This window comes from Bacillus cereus group sp. RP43 (assembly GCF_040459645.1).
GTDB lineage: Bacteria > Bacillota > Bacilli > Bacillales > Bacillaceae_G > Bacillus_A > Bacillus_A mycoides_C.
Map to the genome: position 1 here is coordinate 1,217,080 of NZ_JARVHQ010000001.1, position 19,868 is coordinate 1,236,947.

Genomic DNA, 19,868 nt, shown 5'->3' on the forward strand with positions numbered 1-19,868 from the left:
AAAAGTTATGTTTAATTTTTTGAAAAAGTGTGTTGTAGCTAATGAAAGTATAAAATCTGACCAAACACCTATTTTCTATCCTTTAACAAGTGAAGAGATAGAGGAAGCAGAAGGTTTATTAAAAATGAAATTCCCTAAAGAGTTGAAAAATTTTTATAAAGAAATTGGTTATGGTTTTTTAGAGGCATCAAGTAAGTTCTTTTTTAACAGATTTATGGACCCCTTTTCTGTTGTGGATTTTCGTTTGAGACAAGATATCTATGAATATAACCCTAATATAGATGGTGTAGGCGATGAAGAATCATTAGTGTTTTTTGAAGTAACAGAACTTAACTTTTTAACAATTAAATTTAAAGAGGCAAATGAATTAGGTCAATGTCCTATTTACTCTGAAGATGAGAAAATAGCGGATTCTTTAGAAGAATTTTTAATTAAAATGGGCGAAAATCCTGACTATTATATCTAATGAAAGAATCAATGAACACCTGAGTTTCAGAGTTGAACGTGTAAGTCTTTAGCAAAGTTCTAAAATAACTGACAGGAGTTAGTAACATGGACGTAGAGATTTCAGAAATGCTAAAAATATTAAACGATTATGAAGGGAATGAAAAAGAAATTTTTGAATTGATTCAAGCTGAAGCAATGGTTAAATGTAAACAATGCGAAGAAATGATAGAGGCTTTTTATTTTGTTGTTCCATGCATTCGTAATTTTAGTGGGTAAGTTATCCATGATATAATAGATGATAATAAAAAGCCCTGCAAAACAGGACTATATTATTCTTCGTCTTTATTTTGTTTTTCTAATTCAACTAACTTTTGGATTAAAATATGCTGTGGCATATGCATAAGTTGTTCAAGTGGAACACCTAACGCTTTTGATAGGCGGACTGCAGTGTCTGGAGAAATTTGTAATGGTCTCATAGAAGTACCTCCTTTTTCGTATAGTATAGCATAAGATTGGGGGAGTGAGGATGACTCTTATATTTGCACATCGTGGTGCGGCGGGAACGTATCCGGAAAATACAATGATTTCATTTGAAGCGGCGGAGGCTTTCGGGGCAGACGGAATTGAGCTCGATGTTCAATTCACGAAAGATGGAAAAGTTGTCGTTATTCATGATGAAACGGTGGATCGGACAACAAATGGAAAAGGTGCGGTTCGAAATTATTTATATGAGGATTTATGTAAGTTGGATGCGAGTTATAAATTTAGTGAAAAAGTAGGTTTTTGTAAAATTCCTCTTTTAGAAGAAGTACTGGAATGGCTCGCAAAAACGAAATTGCTACTCAATATTGAACTGAAAAATAATAAAATCCCATACAGAGGTTTAGAAGAAGAGGTTATAACACTTGTACGTAAGTTTAGTTTAGAGGATCGGATTGTATTTTCTTCGTTTAATCACTACAGTATGAAGCGATGTCATATGATGGCTCCTGATATTCAAACAGCTATTTTGTATCGTGAAGGTTTGCATAGCCCGTGGGCATATGCAAAAAAGATGGGTGCTACTGCAGTGCATCCAAATTATCGTTATCTTCAAGATGCCATCGCTGAATTAACGATGGAAAGTGGTGTAGAGGTTCGTCCTTACACGATAAATGAAGAAACGCTTATGCGTAAATATTTTGATATGAACATATCGGCGATTATTACTGATTATCCTGAAACAGCAAGAACTTTATTACCCATAAAAAATGAGACCTAATATAATGGTCTCATTTTTTTATGGGTATGTGAAAACTTTGTTCTATCTTCTGAAGCGGGCTTGTACTTTATTTCTCTTACGATCTCTGTGTAAGACGAAGCCACCGAAAATATAAAACCCGAGTGCAAAGCAAAGAGCACCGATTAAAAATTGTAACCATAATATAGGGATTGGGGAGAATAAAATCCCAAATACAGTATCTCTCATTAGTTTAATACCAAGCACGGCTAATGAAATCGGGATGAGTGCTAATAATAGAGCGAGATAACGCTGCATACATAACGCTCCTTTTCAGATTATTTTGTTTATTTTAATGATGTTATATGAAAAGGGGGTTTGTCAAGAGGTTGCTGAGCGAGTAAGATAAGTATGTGAAAAATTTTGCAGAGATACTTCGAGAGGAAGTGTAATGTATGAAACAAAAGGTGTTAATTGTTGGAGCGGGTGAAGGTGGAAGTACACTGCTGAGTCTGTTACAAAATTCGAATATATTTCAAATTATAGGAGTTATTGATATTAATCCAATTGCGAAAGGATTACAAATCGCGAAGGAATATGGGGTTCCGATTGGTGATAGTGTAACTCCGTTTCTTTCTATGCATATTGATGTAATGTTTGATATGACAGGTGATTATGATTTACATAAAGTTTTATTGGGAAGCAAGCATAAAGACACCCTTCTTATACCAGGGGATATTGCGAAAATTGTTACGAGACTAGCGCATGAGAAGGAAAGCTTAATTGGGAAGCTAGAAGAACAGACGCAACAAGGTGATTTAATTTTAAATTCTACGCACGACGGTATGATTGTTATAGATCAAGAGGGACAAGTTCGTCTGTTTAATAAAAGTGCAGAGCGTATTATCGGATATAAGAAAGAAGAGGCGATAGGAAAATATATTTTAGAAGTTATTCCAACAAGTAAGTTGCTTCGTATTATACGCACGAAAAAAATAGAAGTGAATCATGAACTGACGTTAGAGAATGAAAAAAAGATTATTACAACGCGTATCCCGATATTAAAAGAAGATGGAGAAGTTCAAGGCGCATTTGCGATTTTTAAAGATATTACAGAAGTTGTAGATTTGGCGGAAGAAGTTACAGATTTAAAAGAAATTCAAACGCTACTTGAGGCGATTATTAACTCATCTGAGGAAGCGATTTCGGTTGTTGATGAGAAAGGAAGAGGATTGGTTATAAACCCTGCTTATACGAAGTTAACGGGTTTAACCGAAGAGGATATTATAGGAAAGCCAGCTACAACTGATATTGTAGAAGGTGAAAGTATGCATATGAAAGTACTTCGGACGCGCCGAGCGGTACGAGGAATACATATGAAGATTGGGCAAAAGAAGCGGGATGTAATTGTAAATGTAGCACCGGTTATTGTTGATGGAATATTGAAAGGAAGCGTCGGGGTAATTCGCGATGTATCAGAAATTCAAAAGTTAACAAATGAATTGAATAGGGCAAGACAAATTATTCGAACGTTAGAGGCGAAATATTCATTTGATGATATTGTTGGCGATTCAGATGAAACGACGGCAGCTATTGAACAAGCAAAACTTGGAGCGAATACACCAGCAACAGTATTACTTAGAGGGGAATCTGGTACAGGGAAAGAGTTATTTGCACATGCTATTCATAACGGTAGTAACCGAAAATACAATAAGTTCGTACGAGTAAACTGTGCTGCAATTTCTGAGACCTTATTAGAAAGTGAATTATTCGGTTATGAGGAAGGTGCGTTTTCTGGAGCGAAAAGAGGCGGGAAGCGAGGATTCTTTGAAGAAGCGAATAATGGAAGTATTTTTTTAGATGAAATCGGAGAGTTATCTGCAAATACGCAAGCGAAGCTTCTTCGTGTACTACAAGAAAAAGAAATTGTGAAAGTAGGAGGAACGAAAGCGATACCTATTAATGTTCGAGTGATCGCTGCGACGCATGTGAATTTAGAAAAAGCTATTTTAGAAGGAAAGTTCAGAGAGGACTTATATTATCGTTTAAATAAAATTCCGATTCAAATTCCTTCCCTTCGTCAGCGTAAAGGAGACATACCAGCGATTGCAGAAAGGTTAATTCAAAAAATTAATCAAGATTATGGTCGTAATGTAGAAGGACTCACCGATTCCGCCATTTCGTATTTACAATCATATGAATGGCCGGGAAATGTTAGGGAACTTGAAAATATTTTAGGACGAGCTATTATCTTTATGAATTATAACGAGATATATATTGACGTACATCATTTACCGCCTTTACATAAAGAAGAACAAGTAGAGACGAAACAAAATAATTTATTACCTGAATTAGAAGAGAAGGCCCTTGAACACCTAGTGACAGAATTTGAGGGGAATATTATCCGTGAATATTTAGAGAAATTTGAGGGGAACAAAACGAAGACTGCAAAAGCGTTAGGAATTTCAGTTCGAAACTTATATTACAAGATAGAAAAGTACGACTGTGCAAAAAATAGCATGCAATAAATTGCGTACCGTGCAATTTATTGCATGGTATACAAAAAGTGACAAAACAAGACAGAATATTTCGTTATTTTCCAAAGTATTGATTTTACTGCATTTTGAATGCGTTTTCATTATTGGTAAGACCACTTTTAAAAGTTGGCACGGTATTTGCTTAATGAATAGACGAGGGACGACGGAAAGGGTTGATTACAAAATATGAAGTTAGAACACTTAATTGATCAAGCAGCAGGACAGCCTAAAAAAACTGTGGCTGTAGCAGTAGCTGAAGATCATGAAGTAATTGAAGCTGTAGCGAAAGCAATTAAGTTACAGCTAGCTCAATTTCGTCTATATGGAAATCAAGAGAAAATAATAGGGATGCTACAAGAGCATGGGTTACAAACTTCAGAACACATTGAAGTGATTGCAGCAGCGTCAAGTGCTGAGGCTGCAGAACTTTCTGTTAAATCCGTAAGAAATGGCGAAGCAGATGTGCTAATGAAGGGGAACATCCCAACAGCAAATATTTTGAAAGCTGTATTAAATAAAGAGTGGGGACTTCGTAAGGGCAGCGTACTTTCACACGTTGCAGCGTTTGAAGTTCCAAATTACGATCGTCTTATTTTTGTTACAGATGCAGCGATGAACATTGCACCTGATGTAACACAAAAAGCTGCTATTATACAAAATACTGTAGAAGTTGCCCGAGCAATAGGAATTGATTTGCCGAAGGTAGCGCCAATTGCAGCGGTAGAGGTTGTTAATCCTGCGATGCAAGCGACAATTGATGCAGCGATGTTAACTCAAATGAATCGCCGCGGACAAATTAAAAATTGTGTCGTTGATGGACCACTTGCTTTAGATAATGCAGTATCACAAATTGCAGCAGAACATAAAGGCATAGTAAGTGATGTTGCAGGTAAGGCAGACATTTTACTCGTCCCAACGATTGAAGCTGGAAATGTGCTATATAAATCACTCGTCTATTTTGCAAATGCAAAGGTAGGAGCGATGATTGCTGGCGCTAAAGCACCGATTGTTTTAACATCTCGTGCTGATTCAGCAGAAACAAAAGTATATTCATTAGCATTGGCAGTTGCGACTGCTTCAAAATAAACCAAATAGGGTAAAACAATTAGGGGGAAACGACAATGACATTAGAAATCTTCGAATACTTAGAGAAATATGATTATGAGCAAGTGGTATTTTGTCAAGATAAAGAATCTGGTTTAAAAGCAATCATTGCAATCCATGATACAACACTTGGACCAGCTCTTGGTGGAACAAGAATGTGGACATATGATTCTGAAGAAGCGGCGATTGAAGATGCATTGCGTCTTGCAAAAGGGATGACATACAAAAATGCAGCAGCTGGTTTAAACTTAGGTGGTGCAAAAACAGTAATTATCGGTGATCCACGTAAAGATAAAAGCGAAGCGATGTTCCGTGCATTAGGACGCTACATTCAAGGACTAAACGGACGTTACATTACAGCTGAAGATGTTGGTACAACAGTAGATGATATGGATATTATCCACGAAGAAACTGACTTTGTAACAGGTATTTCACCTTCATTCGGTTCTTCTGGTAACCCATCTCCAGTAACTGCATACGGTGTTTACCGTGGTATGAAAGCAGCTGCAAAAGAAGCGTTCGGTACAGATAATCTAGAAGGAAAAGTAATTTCTATTCAAGGCGTTGGTAACGTAGCATATCACCTATGCAAACATTTACACGCTGAAGGAGCAAAATTAATCGTTACAGATATTAATAAAGAAGCTGTACAACGTGCAGTAGAAGAATTCGGTGCAACAGCAGTTGAGCCAAATGAAATTTACGGTGTTGAATGTGATATTTACGCACCATGTGCATTAGGCGCAACAGTTAATGACGAAACTATTCCACAACTTAAAGCAAAAGTAATCGCAGGTTCTGCAAATAACCAATTAAAAGAAGATCGTCACGGTGACATTATTCATGAAATGGGTATTGTATACGCACCAGATTATGTTATTAATGCAGGTGGCGTAATTAACGTAGCAGACGAGTTATATGGATACAATAGAGAACGTGCACTAAAACGTGTTGAGTCTATCTATGACACAATTGCAAAAGTAATCGAAATTTCAAAACGTGATGGTATAGCAACTTATGTAGCAGCAGATCGTCTAGCTGAAGAGCGCATTGCAAGTTTGAAAAACTCTCGTAGCACATACTTACGCAACGGTCACGACATTATTAGCCGTCGCTAATCATTAATATATAACTTTTACAAAAGGTGTGGTTACCTCTTATGAGGTTTCCACTTCCTTTTAAATTTATTAGTGGAGGTAGCAACATTGTCTGTAAATCGAATTCTTGTTATTAACCCAGGTAGTACATCCACAAAAATTGGTGTTTTTGATAATGAAAGACCTGTTCTAGAAGAAACGATTCGTCATGACGTAGAACAGATTGGAAAATATAAGCGAATTATCGACCAATATGAGTTTCGTAAAGAAACGATTTTAGAAGTTCTACATTCTCACGGTATTAACATTTCAAAATTAAACGCTGTTTGTGGGCGTGGTGGATTACTTCGTCCAATCGAAGGCGGTACGTATACAGTAAACGATGCGATGTTAGAAGATTTGAAAAATGGGTTTAGTGGTCATCACGCTTCAAACCTCGGAGGTATTTTAGCCTATGAAATTGCTTCTGGATTAAATATTCCTGCATTCATTGTGGATCCTGTCGTTGTAGATGAGATGGAACCGATTGCTCGTATAAGTGGTATTGCTGGTATGGAACGCAAAAGTATCTTCCATGCATTAAATCAAAAAGCAGTTGCTCGTAAAGTAGCTGACCAATTAAATCACAAATACGAGGATTTAAATTTATTAGTTACACATATGGGCGGCGGTATTACAGTTGGTGCTCATAAAAAAGGAAAAGTTATCGATGTAAATAATGGTTTAAACGGAGAAGGACCATTTAGCCCAGAGCGTGCTGGTACAGTACCAGTAGGACAGCTAGTTGAAATGTGTTTCTCTGGTGAGTATTACCGAGACGAAATGGTGAAACAGCTTGTCGGACAAGGTGGACTTGTAAGTCTAATCGGTACAAATGATGCAATTAAAGTAGAACAAATGGTTGAAAAAGGTGATCCTGAAGCAACTCTTATTTATAAAGCAATGGCATATCAAGTTGCAAAAGAGATTGGCGGAGCTAGTGCTGTGCTTCACGGGAAAATCGATGCAATCGTATTAACTGGCGGACTTGCATACAGTAAAATTCTTGTCGATGAAATAAAAGAACGAGTGGACTGGATTGCAGATGTTATCGTACATCCAGGAGAAGATGAGTTAGAAGCGTTAGCAGAAGGAGCACTTCGTGTATTACGTGAAGAAGAAGCGCCGAAAGAGTATGTTGTAAGAGAAAAACAAACAGTAGCTAGGGGTTGAGATAATGGCAAGAGAATATGATTTAGTCATCGTTGGCGGCGGTACAGGTGGATATGTTGCTGCTATTCGCGCATCACAACTAGGATTAAAAACAGCACTTGTTGAAAAAGAAAATCTTGGTGGTACTTGTTTACACAAAGGATGTATTCCTAGTAAAGCTCTTTTACGTAGTGCAGAAGTATACGCAACTGCTAAAAAAAGCGAAGAGTTCGGAGTTATTGCAAGTAATGTAGAGCTAAACTTTGCAAAAGTACAAGAGCGTAAAGAGAAGATTGTAACGCAGCTCCATAAAGGCGTTCAACATTTAATGAAACAAGGTAAAATTGATGTGTTTGAAGGTATTGGCCGTATTCTTGGCCCATCTATTTTCTCTCCGATGCCAGGGACAATTTCAGTTGAACTTGCAAGTGGAGAAGAGAATGAAATGTTAATTCCAAAAAATGTACTTGTTGCAACGGGTTCTCGTCCAAATTCATTACCAGGTTTAGAGTTAGACGGAGAGTATGTAATGTCTTCAGATCATGCCCTAAAAATGGAAACGCTTCCTAGTTCGATCATTATCGTTGGTGGCGGTGTAATTGGTATTGAGTGGGCATCTATGCTTGCTGACTTCGGTGTAGAAGTTACAGTGTTAGAGTATGCAAAAACGATATTACCACTAGAAGACCAGGACGTTTCAAAAGAAATGCAACGTCTGTTCAAGAAAAAAGGTATTAAAGTGGTGACTGGTGCAAAAGTATTACCAGAAACATTGGTAAAAGATAATGGAGTAACAATTCAAGCTGAACATAACGGTGAGAATAAAGAATTTAAAGCAGAAAAAATGCTTGTATCTGTAGGAAGACAAGCCAATACGCAAAATATTGGTTTAGAGAATACGGATATCGTTGTGGAAAAAGGATACATTCAAACAAATGAGTTTTATCAAACGAAAGAATCTCATATTTACGCAATTGGAGATGTAATCGGTGGCTTACAACTTGCTCACGTTGCTTCTCATGAAGGAATTGTTGCAGTAGAACATATTGCAGGGAAAGAAGTTACACCAATTGATTACTCTATGGTATCAAAATGCGTATATAGCAGTCCAGAAGTTGCTTCTGTTGGTTTAACAGAACAAGAAGCGAAAGAAAAAGGCTATAAGTTAAAAGTAGGTAAGTTCTCATTCCGCGCAATCGGAAAAGCACTTGTATACGGAGAATCAGATGGATTTGTAAAACTTGTAGTTGATGAAGAAACAAATGACATTCTTGGTGTTCATATGATTGGACCACATGTAACAGATATGATTTCTGAAGCTGGTCTTGCAAGAGTACTTGATGCAACACCTTGGGAAGTAGCACATACAATTCATCCGCATCCATCATTATCTGAGGCGATTGGTGAAGCAGCACTAGCTGTAGATGGAAAAGCGTTACACGCATAAAAATGTGGATTTAGGAGGTTATGAAAAATGGCAGAAGTAAAAGAAAAGCGCCATGAAGAGCTTGGCTTAAGTGATGAGCAAGTATTAGAAATGTTCCGTACGATGTTACTTGCACGTAAAATCGACGAACGTATGTGGTTATTAAACCGTGCAGGTAAAATTCCATTCGTAATTTCTTGTCAAGGACAAGAGGCTGCACAAGTTGGAGCAGCGTTCGCTCTTGATAGAGAGAAAGATTATGCATTACCATACTACCGTGATATGGGTGTTGTACTAGCGTTTGGTATGACAGCTAAAGAGCTTATGTTGTCAGCTTTCGCGAAAGCTGGAGATCCAAACTCTGGTGGTCGTCAAATGCCTGGTCACTTCGGTCAAAAGAAAAACCGTATTGTTACAGGTTCATCTCCAGTAACAACACAAGTACCTCATGCAGTTGGTATTGCATTAGCTGGAAAAATGGAGAAGAAAGATTTAGTAACGTTCGTTACATTCGGAGAAGGCTCTTCAAACCAAGGTGATTTCCATGAAGGTGCAAACTTTGCTGGTGTACACAAACTACCTGTTATTTTCATGTGTGAAAATAATAAATATGCAATCTCTATTCCGGTTGAAAAACAATTAGCATGTAAAAACGTATCAGATCGTGCAATTGGTTACGGTATGCCTGGATATACAATAGACGGAAACGATCCGCTTGCAGTATATAAAGCTGTAAAAGAAGCAGCAGACCGCGGTCGTCGTGGTGAAGGCCCGACTTTAATTGAAACAGTATCATATCGTTTAACAGCGCATTCTAGTGACGACGATGATCGTGTTTACCGTGATAAAGAAGAAGTAGAAGAAGCGAAGAAAAAAGATTCAATAATAACATTTGCAGCTTATTTAAAAGAAGTTGGCGTGTTAACTGAGGAATTTGAAAAACAAATGTTAGATGAAATTATGCATATCGTAAACGAAGCAACAGAATATGCAGAAAATGCTCCGTATGCAGCACCTGAAGATGCATTGAAGCACGTATACGCAGAATAGGGGGGAACGTTTCATGGCTGTAATGTCTTATATTGATGCTATTACATTAGCAATGCGCGAAGAAATGGAACGCGATGAGAAAGTATTCGTTTTAGGAGAAGATGTTGGTAAAAAAGGTGGCGTGTTTAAAGCGACACACGGTTTGTATGATCAATTTGGTGAAGATCGTGCGCTTGATGCACCGCTTGCAGAATCTGCAATCGCTGGGGTAGCAATTGGTGCGGCAATGTATGGTATGCGCCCAATCGCTGAAATGCAGTTTGCTGATTTCATCATGCCAGCAGTAAACCAAATTGTTTCTGAGGCAGCAAAAATTCGTTATCGTTCTAACAACGATTGGACTTGTCCAGTTACAATTCGTGCGCCATTTGGCGGGGGGGTTCACGGTGCATTGTATCATTCACAATCTGTAGAAGCGATGTTTGCAAACCAACCAGGTTTAAAAATTGTTATCCCTTCTACACCATATGATGCAAAAGGCTTATTAAAAGCTGCAATTCGTGATGAAGATCCAGTATTATTCTTTGAACATAAGCGTGCATATCGCTTAATTAAAGGTGAAGTGCCAGAAGATGACTATGTATTACCAATCGGAAAAGCAGATGTGAAACGCGAAGGTGATGATATTACTGTTATCACGTACGGATTATGTGTTCACTTTGCTCTTCAAGCAGCTGAGAAGTTAGCACAAGATGGAATCTCTGCACACATTCTTGATTTAAGAACGGTATATCCGTTAGATAAAGAAGCGATCATTGAAGCAGCTTCTAAAACAGGTAAGGTTCTTCTTGTAACAGAAGACAATAAAGAAGGAAGTATTATAAGTGAAGTGGCAGCAATTATTGCTGAAAATTGTCTGTTTGATTTAGATGCGCCAATCGCACGTCTTGCAGGCCCAGACGTTCCGGCAATGCCATATGCACCAACAATGGAAAAATTCTTTATGGTAAATCCAGATAAAGTTGAAAAAGCAATGCGTGAACTTGCGGAATTTTAATCGGGGGGACTATACATGGCTGTAGAAAATATCACAATGCCTCAGCTCGGGGAGAGCGTTACAGAGGGTACAATTAGTAAATGGCTCGTTAATGTTGGCGATCACGTAAACAAGTATGATCCACTTGCAGAAGTAATGACTGATAAAGTAAATGCCGAAGTACCATCTTCTTTCACTGGTATTGTGAAAGAGTTAATAGCTGGCGAAGGTGAAACGTTAGCTGTAGGTGAAGTTGTTTGTGTCATTCAAGTAGAAGGTGCAGATGAAGTAGCAGCAACAGCTGTAGAGGAAAAAACGAAAGAAGAACCAAAGGCAGAAGTAACTACGCCTGAAAAAGCACCGAAAGCAAAACAACCAACTGATGGAAAACCACGTTTTTCACCAGCTGTGTTAAAACTTGCGGGTGAGCATAACGTTGATTTAGATTTAGTAGAAGGTACGGGGGCAAATGGCCGTATTACTCGTAAAGATATTTTAAAGCTAGTGGAATCTGGAAATATTCCGCAAGCAGGTGCGAAGAAAGAGGCAGTTGTTGCAGTAGCAGAGCGCCCAGAAGCACCAAAATCAGTGGCAGTAGCACCGGTAGCGCAAAAAGTAGAAGCTGCAAAACCAGTTTCTGTGCCGACAATGCCTGGAGATATCGAGATTCCGGTAACAGGTGTGCGTAAAGCAATTGCAGCAAATATGTTACGCAGTAAACACGAGGCACCTCATGCTTGGATGATGATTGAAGTAGATGTGACAAACCTTGTATCATACCGTAACTCCATTAAAGGCGATTTCAAAAAGCGTGAAGGCTTTAACTTAACGTTCTTTGCTTTCTTCGTAAAAGCAGTAGCACAAGCGTTAAAAGAATATCCTCAAATTAACTCAATGTGGGCTGGCGATAAAATCGTTCAGAAGAAAGACATTAACCTTTCTATCGCTGTTGCAACAGAGGAAGAACTATTTGTACCAGTAATTAAGCATGCGGACGAGAAAACAATTAAAGGTATCGCTCGCGAAATTACAGAACTTGCAGGAAAAGTACGCACGAAATCATTAAAAGCTGATGAAATGCAAGGCGGAACATTTACAATTAATAACACAGGATCATTCGGTTCTGTTCAATCTATGGGTATTATTAATTACCCACAAGCGGCTATTTTACAAGTTGAATCAATTGTAAAACGCCCAGTAATTATGGATAATGGTATGTTCGGTGCTCGTGACATGGTTAACTTATGCTTATCACTTGATCACCGTGTACTTGATGGTTTAATTTGTGGTAAATTCTTAGGACGTGTAAAAGAAATTTTAGAAAACACGTCAGAGAACAATACATCTGTATATTAATAAAAAGCTCGCGTTTGCGAGCTTTTTATCATTTCATTTCTTCATTTGTATCCTACTATATGTACAAACCTTTCCCAGTAATCTTACAATGAATGATCATGTATTAGGAATTTGCGAAAATACATTGCTGATATATGGTATATAGATATAAAATAAGAAAAGAATAATTTTTTTGGCAAATCTTACTGACGAAACTGTAGTATAATATATTGTATTGTATGAAAAAGAGAGTTATTCTATATAAGTGTTTTATAGATAATGTGTAATCAGTCGTCAAAACATAAAGAGTATTGACTCCTGGTTTTTTTATTTTGCCGTAACAATGTTTCAGGAGGATGTCATGAAAAGAAGTACCGATTTTCTAAAAAGCTTAGATGTAAAACTAATTTTAATTTTGTTTGCATTATGTGTTACGAGTATAGCCGCTATATATAGCAGTCAGCAAACCGGACAATATGGAGATGCAAACTTTGCTTTGAAACAAGGTGTTAACTACATAATAGGGGTTGTATTGTTACTTCTTGTTGCAAGCATCGATTTAGATCAATGGCAAAAATTGTCTTGGCCACTTTATATCGCTGGGTTTGGTTCACTTATTCTTTTGAAAATACTACCGGTTTCCACTTTTACACCTGAAAAATTAGGTGCAAAAAGATGGTTCGTTTTCCCAGTAGCTGGACAAATTCAGCCGTCTGAGTTTTTCAAAATTTCATTGCTTCTCATAGTTGCAAGTATAGCGGTGAAACATAATGCTCAATATATGGCCCGGACATTCCAAACTGATTTGAAATTAGTCGGAAAGATAATGTTAGTATCTCTTCCACCTATGGCCGTTGTATATAGCCAACCAGATACAGGTATGGTGTTCTTATATGCAGCAGCTATCGCATGTATTTTATTTATGTCAGGAATTCAAAAGAAATTAATTGCGTTATGTACAGTTATTCCGTTGACGATATTATCTGCGTTAATATTTATTTTCGTAAGGTATAGGGATTTCTTCTTTAATAATTTAGTTACTTTACTAAAACCTCACCAACAGTCGCGTATTGTAGGTTGGTTAAATCCATTTGAAAATGCAGATCAAGGCTATCAAACACAGCAATCGATTTTAGCTGTAGGTAGTGGGGGAATGGAAGGGAAAGGTTTTGGTGAAGGAAGCGTCTATATCCCAGAGAAACATACTGACTTTATTTTCGCTACAATTGCCGAAGAAGGTGGATTTATAGTAGCGGCGTTAGTTGTGTTCTTGTTCCTGTTATTACTTTATCGAACAATTATTATCGGTTATTCTGCTGATAATTTATTTGGTACATTATTATGTGCTGGATCAATAGGAATACTAACGGTTCAAATATTCCAAAATATTGGTATGATCGTTGGATTAATGCCTGTAAAAGGTATCGCATTACCTTTCTTATCATATGGGGGAAGTTCCTTATTCTCGAATATGATTATGATGGGACTCATATTATCGGTACGGAAAACGTATAAAAAATATATGTTTTCAGTTAAGTAAAAAAAGCTGGTTCGTTTAAAAACGAATCAGCTTTTTTTACATATATGCCCTTAAACGTTGCAAACTAAGAAAGAATTGCAGTTTGCGACGTTTAAGGGGTGCAAAGTTATGCATATTTTTGAAGGAGCACGGCATCTTTCTAATGGCGAATGGGTTATCCGAGCGATTATAGCTTATATATTTTTAATTCTTGTTGCGAAAGCGATGGGGCAAAGGTCTATTGCGCAACTAAGATTTTTAGACGTTGTACTAGTGTTATTATTAGGGGGGAATATTTCTAACGCATTATCAGATGAAAAGGTTGGATTACTCGGTTCGATGATTACAACGTTCATGCTCGTTGTACTTCATATAATAAGCTCTATTTTAATGTTGAAATGGGATAGGTGGAGACGTTTTTTAGAACCTGCACCTATTATTCTTATACATAATGGTTCCATTGATTTTAGTAACTTAAAAAAAGCGAGAATTACGGTGGAATATTTATTTTCGGAGCTACGTTTGCAAAATGTGAGCGATATTACCACAATAAAATTAGCTTTATGGGAAGCAAGCGGCGTCGTTTCTATATTTCAATATCCAGAATATGAAGCAGTTTCTCGTCTTGATCTTAAAGTGGCGGGGAGAAAATCTCCAGTTGCTTTTATATTAGTGAAAGATGGTAGAATTCAGCAAGATGTTCTCGCTTTATTAGGAAAAACGGAAGAGTGGGCGAAAGAATATTTAGAGAAGAATACAGAAATTGAGTCCATTATATTAGCTACGGTAGATGAAGCATATAAAATAAATATTTTGTTGAAAAAATGAAAAACATACGCATTTTGTCATTTCATACATATGATACAATAGTGTGGACAACGAAAAAATGGGAGGTGTTTCCATGGGATATGTAGAGGAATTACGAAAAGTAGTTGGTCATCGCCCTTTAATTTTAGTTGGTGCTGTTGTACTCGTTATAAATGAAAGTGGATATGTATTATTACAGCAAAGAACAGAGCCGTACGGAAAATGGGGGTTGCCTGGCGGGCTAATGGAGCTTGGTGAATCACCAGAAGAAACAGCTTACCGTGAAGTATATGAAGAGACAGGAATAGAAGTAAAGAACCTCCGATTAATCAATGTATTTTCTGGAGCGAACTATTTTACAAAATTAAAAAACGGCGATGAGTTTCAATCCGTAACGACAGCCTATTATACCGATGAATATGAAGGGAATTTTGTTATGAATAAAGAAGAAGCGGTTCAGCTTAAATTCTTCCGGGTAACAGAGCTACCTGATTATATTGTAGGATCGCATAAAAAAATGATTGTGGAATATATGAAAATTATGGAAAAAAAGATATAATAGTAGTGGAAGAAATACAAAAACACAGTTCTGGTCGGTAGTCCAGACGCATGATTTCATGTCAGTAACCTTCCCCTCCGGGATGTCCAGTATTTCTAATTTTTTAAAAGGAGGGGCTGTCAATGGATTTGACAGTATATCACGATGGTCAATTTTTTGTAGGAATTATTACGCATAAAGAAAAAGGGAAATTGTATGGAGCAAGGTATATTTTTGGAATGGAACCTTCAGACGAGGAAGTACTTATATTTGTGAATGGTCCAATGTTAGCATATTTCCAGCACGTTGCAAAATGCGGTGTGGAAGTTAAAGAAAAACAGCGTCCAAAAAATATAAAACGTATCATACGACAAGCGGCAAAAGAAGTAAATGTAAAACGTTTTACAAAGGCGCAAGAAGCAATTAGTTTATCTTATGAACTGCATAAACAAGATAGGAAAGTGCAATCTAAAGAGAGACGAGAAGCAGAGAAGCAGCGAAAACGTTTTATAAAAGTACAAAGAGCAAAGCAAAAGCATCGTGGTCATTAATAAAAGGTGTTAGAGCAAGAGCTCTAACACCTTTTCTATGTTGAAATACAAGTAAACTTACTTGTATTCTCTAAACATTAACTGGTAAGATACAAATAGGTAGAATTAGAGGAGGGAAAAGATTGATTAACTTTAACTTTTTTATGAATGATGTTGTCCGTCAAGCGCGTGAAGAGATTGTCTCTGCGGGATATACAGAATTGACGACACCAGAAGCAGTCGAAGAAGCATTTAAAAGAAATGGTACAACACTTGTAATGGTAAACTCTGTATGTGGTTGTGCAGGTGGCATTGCTCGTCCTGCTGCTGCACATTCCGTACATTATGATAAACGCCCTAACCACCTTGTAACGGTATTTGCGGGTCAAGATAAAGAAGCAACAGCAAGAGCGCGTGAATATTTTGAAGGATATCCACCTTCATCTCCATCATTTGCTTTATTGAAAGATGGAAAAATTGTAACGATGGTAGAACGTCATGAAATTGAAGGTCATGAACCAATGCAAGTAATTGCAAAACTACAATCTTATTTCGAAGATAATTGCGAAGAACTATAAGGAAGCGAAAAGACGGTATGTCCACGATTAAGTGGGTGTATCGTCTTTTTATTTGTTTTTTATAATGATTGGACATGCATGGATTTTATATTTTATGCATGTTTTTATGCAATTAAAATGAACTTAATAATGTTTTTGTGTTTATTTTTATTTTAAATGTTGCATAAAAATGAAAGTGTTGATACAATACAAACATCGAATAAATATTCTATTTAACTTTTAAATATACATTATTAGGGGGAAGAAAGATGAAGAAGTTATTATCAATATCATTTGCACTTATTTTAATTGTAAGTATGTTCAGTGCTTGTAGTAATGGGGAAGAAAAGGCGAAGATTGAGAATAAAAAAGTACTTGTTATGGGGACTTCAGCAGACTATAAACCGTATGAATACGTGGAAGCATCAAAAAGTGATGAAATTATCGGTTTTGATGTTGATATTGCAAAATATATCGGAAAAGAACTTGGGTATGAAGTGAAAGTGAAAGATATGGATTTTGGCGGATTATTAGCATCTCTTAGCTCAGGAAAAGTTGATTTCGTTATGGCAGGTATGACACCAACTGCAGAGCGTAAAAATAATGCTGATTTCACAGATATTTATTTTGTTGCTAAAAATATGATTGTTTCAAAAAAGGGCTCTAATATTAAATCATTAGAAGATTTAAAAGGTAAAAAAGTAGGAGTACAAACAGGATCAATCCAAGAAGAAAAAGCAGAAGAATTTAAAAAACAAGTCGATTTCAAAGCTGAGGGACGTGACCGTATACCAGAAATCGTACAAGAAATTAAAGCTGGTCGTTTTGACGCTGCAATTATAGAAGACACAGTTGCAAAAAATTATTTAGAAAAAATGAAAGATTTGCAAGGAATTGAAATTCAAGAAGCACCAGAAGAAGTAGGTGCAGCAATTGCTCTTCCGAAAAACAGTGATAAAACAGAAGAATTTAATAAAGTAATTAAGAAAATGAAAGAAAATGGAGAAATGGATAAATTAGTGAAGAAATGGTTTGGCAGCGGAAAATAAGCTGCCTTTCACTTTTCTGTGAGGGGAATGAAAAGGATGAATCTAGATTTTTCGGCAATTACGCCTTCAATACCATATATATTAAAGGGATTAGAAGTTACATTGAAAATTGTAGCTGCATCAGCTGTGGTAGGATTTATTTTAGGAACGTTATTAGCACTTTGCAAAATTGCTAGAATACGAGTATTAAATATTGCAGCAGATATTTATACGTCAATATTTCGTGGCACACCGCTAGTATTGCAATTAATGATTATTTATTTTGGTGTTCCGCAAATGATTGGATATGAGATACCAGCCTTTTTAGCAGCTGTACTTGCATTTAGCTTAAACTCAGGTGCATATATGTCAGAAGTGATTCGTGCCGGCATTCAAGCAGTCGATAAAGGGCAAACAGAAGCAGCGATGGCTTTAGGTATTCCGTACAGTAAAATGATGAGAAATATTATTTTTCCTCAAGCTTTAAAAAATATATTACCAGCGCTTGTGAATGAGTTTGCGACACTTACGAAAGAGTCGGCTGTAGTAACTGTAATAGGAGCGACTGATTTAATGCGCCGTGCTTATATTGTAGGCGGTGAAACATTTAAATATCTTGAGCCATTACTGTTTGTTGGACTTATTTATTATATGTTAGTAATTATTCTTACATTAATCGGGAAGGCAATTGAAGGGAGAATGAAGAAAAGTGATTAAAATTGACAACCTTCATAAATCATTTGGAAAAAATGAAGTATTAAAAGGAATTACAACAACGATCGAAAAAGGAGAAGTTGTTGCAATTATCGGACCGTCTGGATCTGGAAAGTCAACATTTTTACGCTGTATGAATGTACTAGAAGCAGCGACAGCTGGTCACATTTGGATTGGAACGGAAGAAGTAACGAATCCGAAGACAAATATTATGCACGTTCGTGAAAATGTCGGAATGGTATTTCAACATTTTCACTTATTCCCTCATATGACTGTATTAGAAAATATTACGTATGCTCCTATCAATGTAAAAGGAGTAACGAAGCAAGAGGCTGAAAAAAAAGCTGAGAAACTTTTAGAGAAAGTGGGGTTATTAGATAAGAAAGATGCATATCCAAATCGCCTTTCAGGTGGACAAAAGCAGCGTGTAGCAATTGCAAGAGCGTTAGCGATGGAACCGGAAGTTATGTTGTTTGATGAACCGACTTCTGCGTTAGATCCAGAAATGGTGAAAGAAGTGTTAGAAGTTATGAAATCATTAGTTACGACAGGAATGACGATGGCAATCGTTACACATGAAATGGGATTTGCAAAAGAAGTAGCAGACCGTGTTCTCTTTTTAGATGGTGGAAAGCTCGTAGAAGATAGTAATCCGGAAGAGTTTTTTACAGCACCAAAAAGTGATCGTGCAAAAGAATTTTTGCAAAAGATATTGTAATATGTGAAGGGTACGTGAATAATAGGTAGAAAAGGATGACATTGCGTCATCCTTTTTTTATACTATTTTTAAATACATTTATACATATAGGAGTAATGATATGTTTAAAATTGGATATAGAACAGTGAAAACAGCGCTTGGAACGGGAGCGGCAGTTTTTATTGCTCAGTTATTAGGATTAGAATTTTATAGTTCAGCTGGTATTTTAGTCATTTTATGCGTGCAAAATACGAAACGAAAATCCGTTCAAGTATCGTTGCACCGTTTCTTAGCTTGTGTATTATCGATGGTATTTGCGTTTTGTATTTTTGAAACCATTGGTTATACACCACTTGCGATTAGCGTATTACTGCTTACCTTCATTCCGACTGCAGTTATGTGCAAAATTCAAGAAGGCATTGTCACGAGTTCGGTTATCGTTATGCATCTGTATTCATTAAAGCAAATTACATGGTCTATAGTTGGTAATGAAATTGCTATATTAACGATTGGAATTAGTGTCGCTTTATTAGTAAACATGTACATGCCAAGCAGTGAGAATAAACTGAAAGAGTATCAAGGGAAAATAGAAGACCATTTCAGAACGATTTTGTTTGAAATGGTCGTTTATTTACGAAATCGAGATAGTAATTGGAGTGGGGCCGAATTAATTGAAACAGAAATGATGCTGAAAGAAGCAAAAGATTTATCATTTAAAAAACTTGAGAATGAATTTATGCGTGAAGATGACTATTATTATCGGTATTTTGATATGCGTATGCAACAATTTGAAATTTTGGAGCGAATGATACCATTAGCTGCATCACTATCTTGGACGTATGAACAAGCTGATATGATTGCAGACGTAATCGAAAATATAGGAAATTCTATTCGTCCTGAAAGTACAGGAGTCATTTCGTTAAGACAACTTCAAGAAATGCGAGAAGTATTTAGAGAAATGCCTTTACCAGTCTCGCGAGAAGAATTTGAAATACGTGCAAAACTCGTTCAACTTGTTTATGAAATGGAGCAATATTTACTCATTAAAAGTCGTTTTAAGGGAAAGGATAATATAAAAGAACTTATTTAGAAGGTA

At 36.7% G+C, this 19,868-nt stretch carries 22 protein-coding genes; 20 read left to right on the top strand and 2 right to left on the bottom strand.

Going from position 1 to position 19,868, the window contains the following annotated elements; translation table 11 throughout:
* The first annotated feature begins 7 nt into the window (after positions 1-7).
* Both QCI75_RS06410 and QCI75_RS06415 read left to right on the top strand, forming a co-directional pair.
* Positions 8-466 carry an SMI1/KNR4 family protein gene (locus tag QCI75_RS06410; protein ID WP_353760098.1) on the top strand — a complete coding sequence of 153 codons (459 nt, stop codon included), beginning with the start codon at positions 8-10 and terminating at the stop codon, positions 464-466.
* 86 nt (positions 467-552) lie between these two features.
* Entirely contained in the window at positions 553-723 is a 171-nt protein-coding gene (locus QCI75_RS06415) for a hypothetical protein (protein WP_186320895.1), read from the top strand.
* A 53-nt stretch (positions 724-776) separates the two neighbouring features.
* Here QCI75_RS06415 and QCI75_RS06420 read toward each other — a convergent pair whose 3' ends face one another.
* On the bottom strand, positions 777-923 hold the full coding sequence (locus tag QCI75_RS06420) for a YycC family protein (protein WP_001247671.1): 147 nt from the start codon (positions 921-923) through the stop codon (positions 777-779).
* Between the two features lie 50 nt (positions 924-973).
* On the opposite strand from QCI75_RS06420, the gene QCI75_RS06425 reads away from it, so the two are divergent.
* On the top strand, positions 974-1,708 hold the full coding sequence (locus tag QCI75_RS06425; protein WP_144506474.1) for a glycerophosphodiester phosphodiesterase: 735 nt from the start codon (positions 974-976) through the stop codon (positions 1,706-1,708).
* Between the two features lie 42 nt (positions 1,709-1,750).
* Here the strand turns inward: QCI75_RS06425 and QCI75_RS06430 are convergent, their stop codons facing one another.
* Positions 1,751-1,984: a DUF2627 domain-containing protein gene (locus tag QCI75_RS06430; protein ID WP_001190193.1), complete on the bottom strand. Its 234-nt coding sequence runs from the start codon at positions 1,982-1,984 to the stop codon at positions 1,751-1,753.
* Positions 1,985-2,121: 137 nt separating this feature from the next.
* Here QCI75_RS06430 and QCI75_RS06435 point away from each other — a divergent pair, with 137 nt between their 5' ends.
* The 17 genes from QCI75_RS06435 to QCI75_RS06515 all read left to right on the top strand — a co-directional run bounded on the left by QCI75_RS06435 (position 2,122) and on the right by QCI75_RS06515 (position 19,862).
* The gene (locus tag QCI75_RS06435) at positions 2,122-4,194 is read left to right on the top strand and encodes a sigma-54 interaction domain-containing protein (RefSeq protein ID WP_144506475.1); all 2,073 of its coding nucleotides are present in this window, start codon (positions 2,122-2,124) and stop codon (positions 4,192-4,194) included.
* A gap of 195 nt (positions 4,195-4,389) precedes the next feature.
* Positions 4,390-5,289, top strand: coding sequence for a phosphate butyryltransferase (gene yqiS, locus QCI75_RS06440; protein WP_353760099.1), 900 nt, complete (start codon positions 4,390-4,392; stop codon positions 5,287-5,289).
* A gap of 35 nt (positions 5,290-5,324) precedes the next feature.
* Positions 5,325-6,425: a leucine dehydrogenase gene (locus QCI75_RS06445; RefSeq protein ID WP_144506477.1), complete on the top strand. Its 1,101-nt coding sequence runs from the start codon at positions 5,325-5,327 to the stop codon at positions 6,423-6,425.
* Positions 6,426-6,512: 87 nt separating this feature from the next.
* Complete coding sequence (gene buk / locus QCI75_RS06450) at positions 6,513-7,616, top strand: butyrate kinase (RefSeq protein WP_060632217.1); 1,104 nt, start codon at positions 6,513-6,515, stop codon at positions 7,614-7,616.
* Between the two features lie 4 nt (positions 7,617-7,620).
* Complete coding sequence (lpdA, locus tag QCI75_RS06455; protein ID WP_000090438.1) at positions 7,621-9,042, top strand: dihydrolipoyl dehydrogenase; 1,422 nt, start codon at positions 7,621-7,623, stop codon at positions 9,040-9,042.
* Positions 9,043-9,069: 27 nt separating this feature from the next.
* Positions 9,070-10,071 (top strand): 3-methyl-2-oxobutanoate dehydrogenase subunit alpha, encoded by a 1,002-nt coding sequence (bfmBAA, locus tag QCI75_RS06460; protein WP_144506478.1) that lies wholly within the window; start codon positions 9,070-9,072, stop codon positions 10,069-10,071.
* A gap of 13 nt (positions 10,072-10,084) precedes the next feature.
* On the top strand, positions 10,085-11,068 hold the full coding sequence (bfmBAB, locus tag QCI75_RS06465; protein ID WP_000290070.1) for a 3-methyl-2-oxobutanoate dehydrogenase subunit beta: 984 nt from the start codon (positions 10,085-10,087) through the stop codon (positions 11,066-11,068).
* A gap of 15 nt (positions 11,069-11,083) precedes the next feature.
* Positions 11,084-12,403: a dihydrolipoamide acetyltransferase family protein gene (locus tag QCI75_RS06470; RefSeq protein WP_002145830.1), complete on the top strand. Its 1,320-nt coding sequence runs from the start codon at positions 11,084-11,086 to the stop codon at positions 12,401-12,403.
* A 340-nt stretch (positions 12,404-12,743) separates the two neighbouring features.
* Positions 12,744-13,922, top strand: coding sequence for an FtsW/RodA/SpoVE family cell cycle protein (locus QCI75_RS06475; protein ID WP_144506480.1), 1,179 nt, complete (start codon positions 12,744-12,746; stop codon positions 13,920-13,922).
* A gap of 108 nt (positions 13,923-14,030) precedes the next feature.
* Positions 14,031-14,729 (top strand): DUF421 domain-containing protein, encoded by a 699-nt coding sequence (locus QCI75_RS06480; RefSeq protein ID WP_144506481.1) that lies wholly within the window; start codon positions 14,031-14,033, stop codon positions 14,727-14,729.
* Between the two features lie 73 nt (positions 14,730-14,802).
* The gene (locus tag QCI75_RS06485) at positions 14,803-15,267 is read left to right on the top strand and encodes an NUDIX hydrolase (RefSeq protein WP_144506482.1); all 465 of its coding nucleotides are present in this window, start codon (positions 14,803-14,805) and stop codon (positions 15,265-15,267) included.
* A gap of 122 nt (positions 15,268-15,389) precedes the next feature.
* Positions 15,390-15,797 (top strand): YjdF family protein, encoded by a 408-nt coding sequence (locus QCI75_RS06490; protein WP_144506483.1) that lies wholly within the window; start codon positions 15,390-15,392, stop codon positions 15,795-15,797.
* A 143-nt stretch (positions 15,798-15,940) separates the two neighbouring features.
* Positions 15,941-16,354: a BrxA/BrxB family bacilliredoxin gene (locus QCI75_RS06495; RefSeq protein ID WP_002015097.1), complete on the top strand. Its 414-nt coding sequence runs from the start codon at positions 15,941-15,943 to the stop codon at positions 16,352-16,354.
* A gap of 248 nt (positions 16,355-16,602) precedes the next feature.
* Positions 16,603-17,382, top strand: coding sequence for a transporter substrate-binding domain-containing protein (locus tag QCI75_RS06500; protein WP_144506484.1), 780 nt, complete (start codon positions 16,603-16,605; stop codon positions 17,380-17,382).
* Positions 17,383-17,418: 36 nt separating this feature from the next.
* The gene (locus tag QCI75_RS06505; RefSeq protein WP_144506485.1) at positions 17,419-18,078 is read left to right on the top strand and encodes an amino acid ABC transporter permease; all 660 of its coding nucleotides are present in this window, start codon (positions 17,419-17,421) and stop codon (positions 18,076-18,078) included.
* The gene (locus QCI75_RS06510; RefSeq protein ID WP_002111715.1) at positions 18,071-18,793 is read left to right on the top strand and encodes an amino acid ABC transporter ATP-binding protein; all 723 of its coding nucleotides are present in this window, start codon (positions 18,071-18,073) and stop codon (positions 18,791-18,793) included. The genes QCI75_RS06505 and QCI75_RS06510 overlap by 8 nt, the downstream gene beginning before the upstream one ends.
* A gap of 100 nt (positions 18,794-18,893) precedes the next feature.
* Positions 18,894-19,862 (top strand): aromatic acid exporter family protein, encoded by a 969-nt coding sequence (locus tag QCI75_RS06515; RefSeq protein WP_002111713.1) that lies wholly within the window; start codon positions 18,894-18,896, stop codon positions 19,860-19,862.
* Positions 19,863-19,868: the final 6 nt, after the last annotated feature.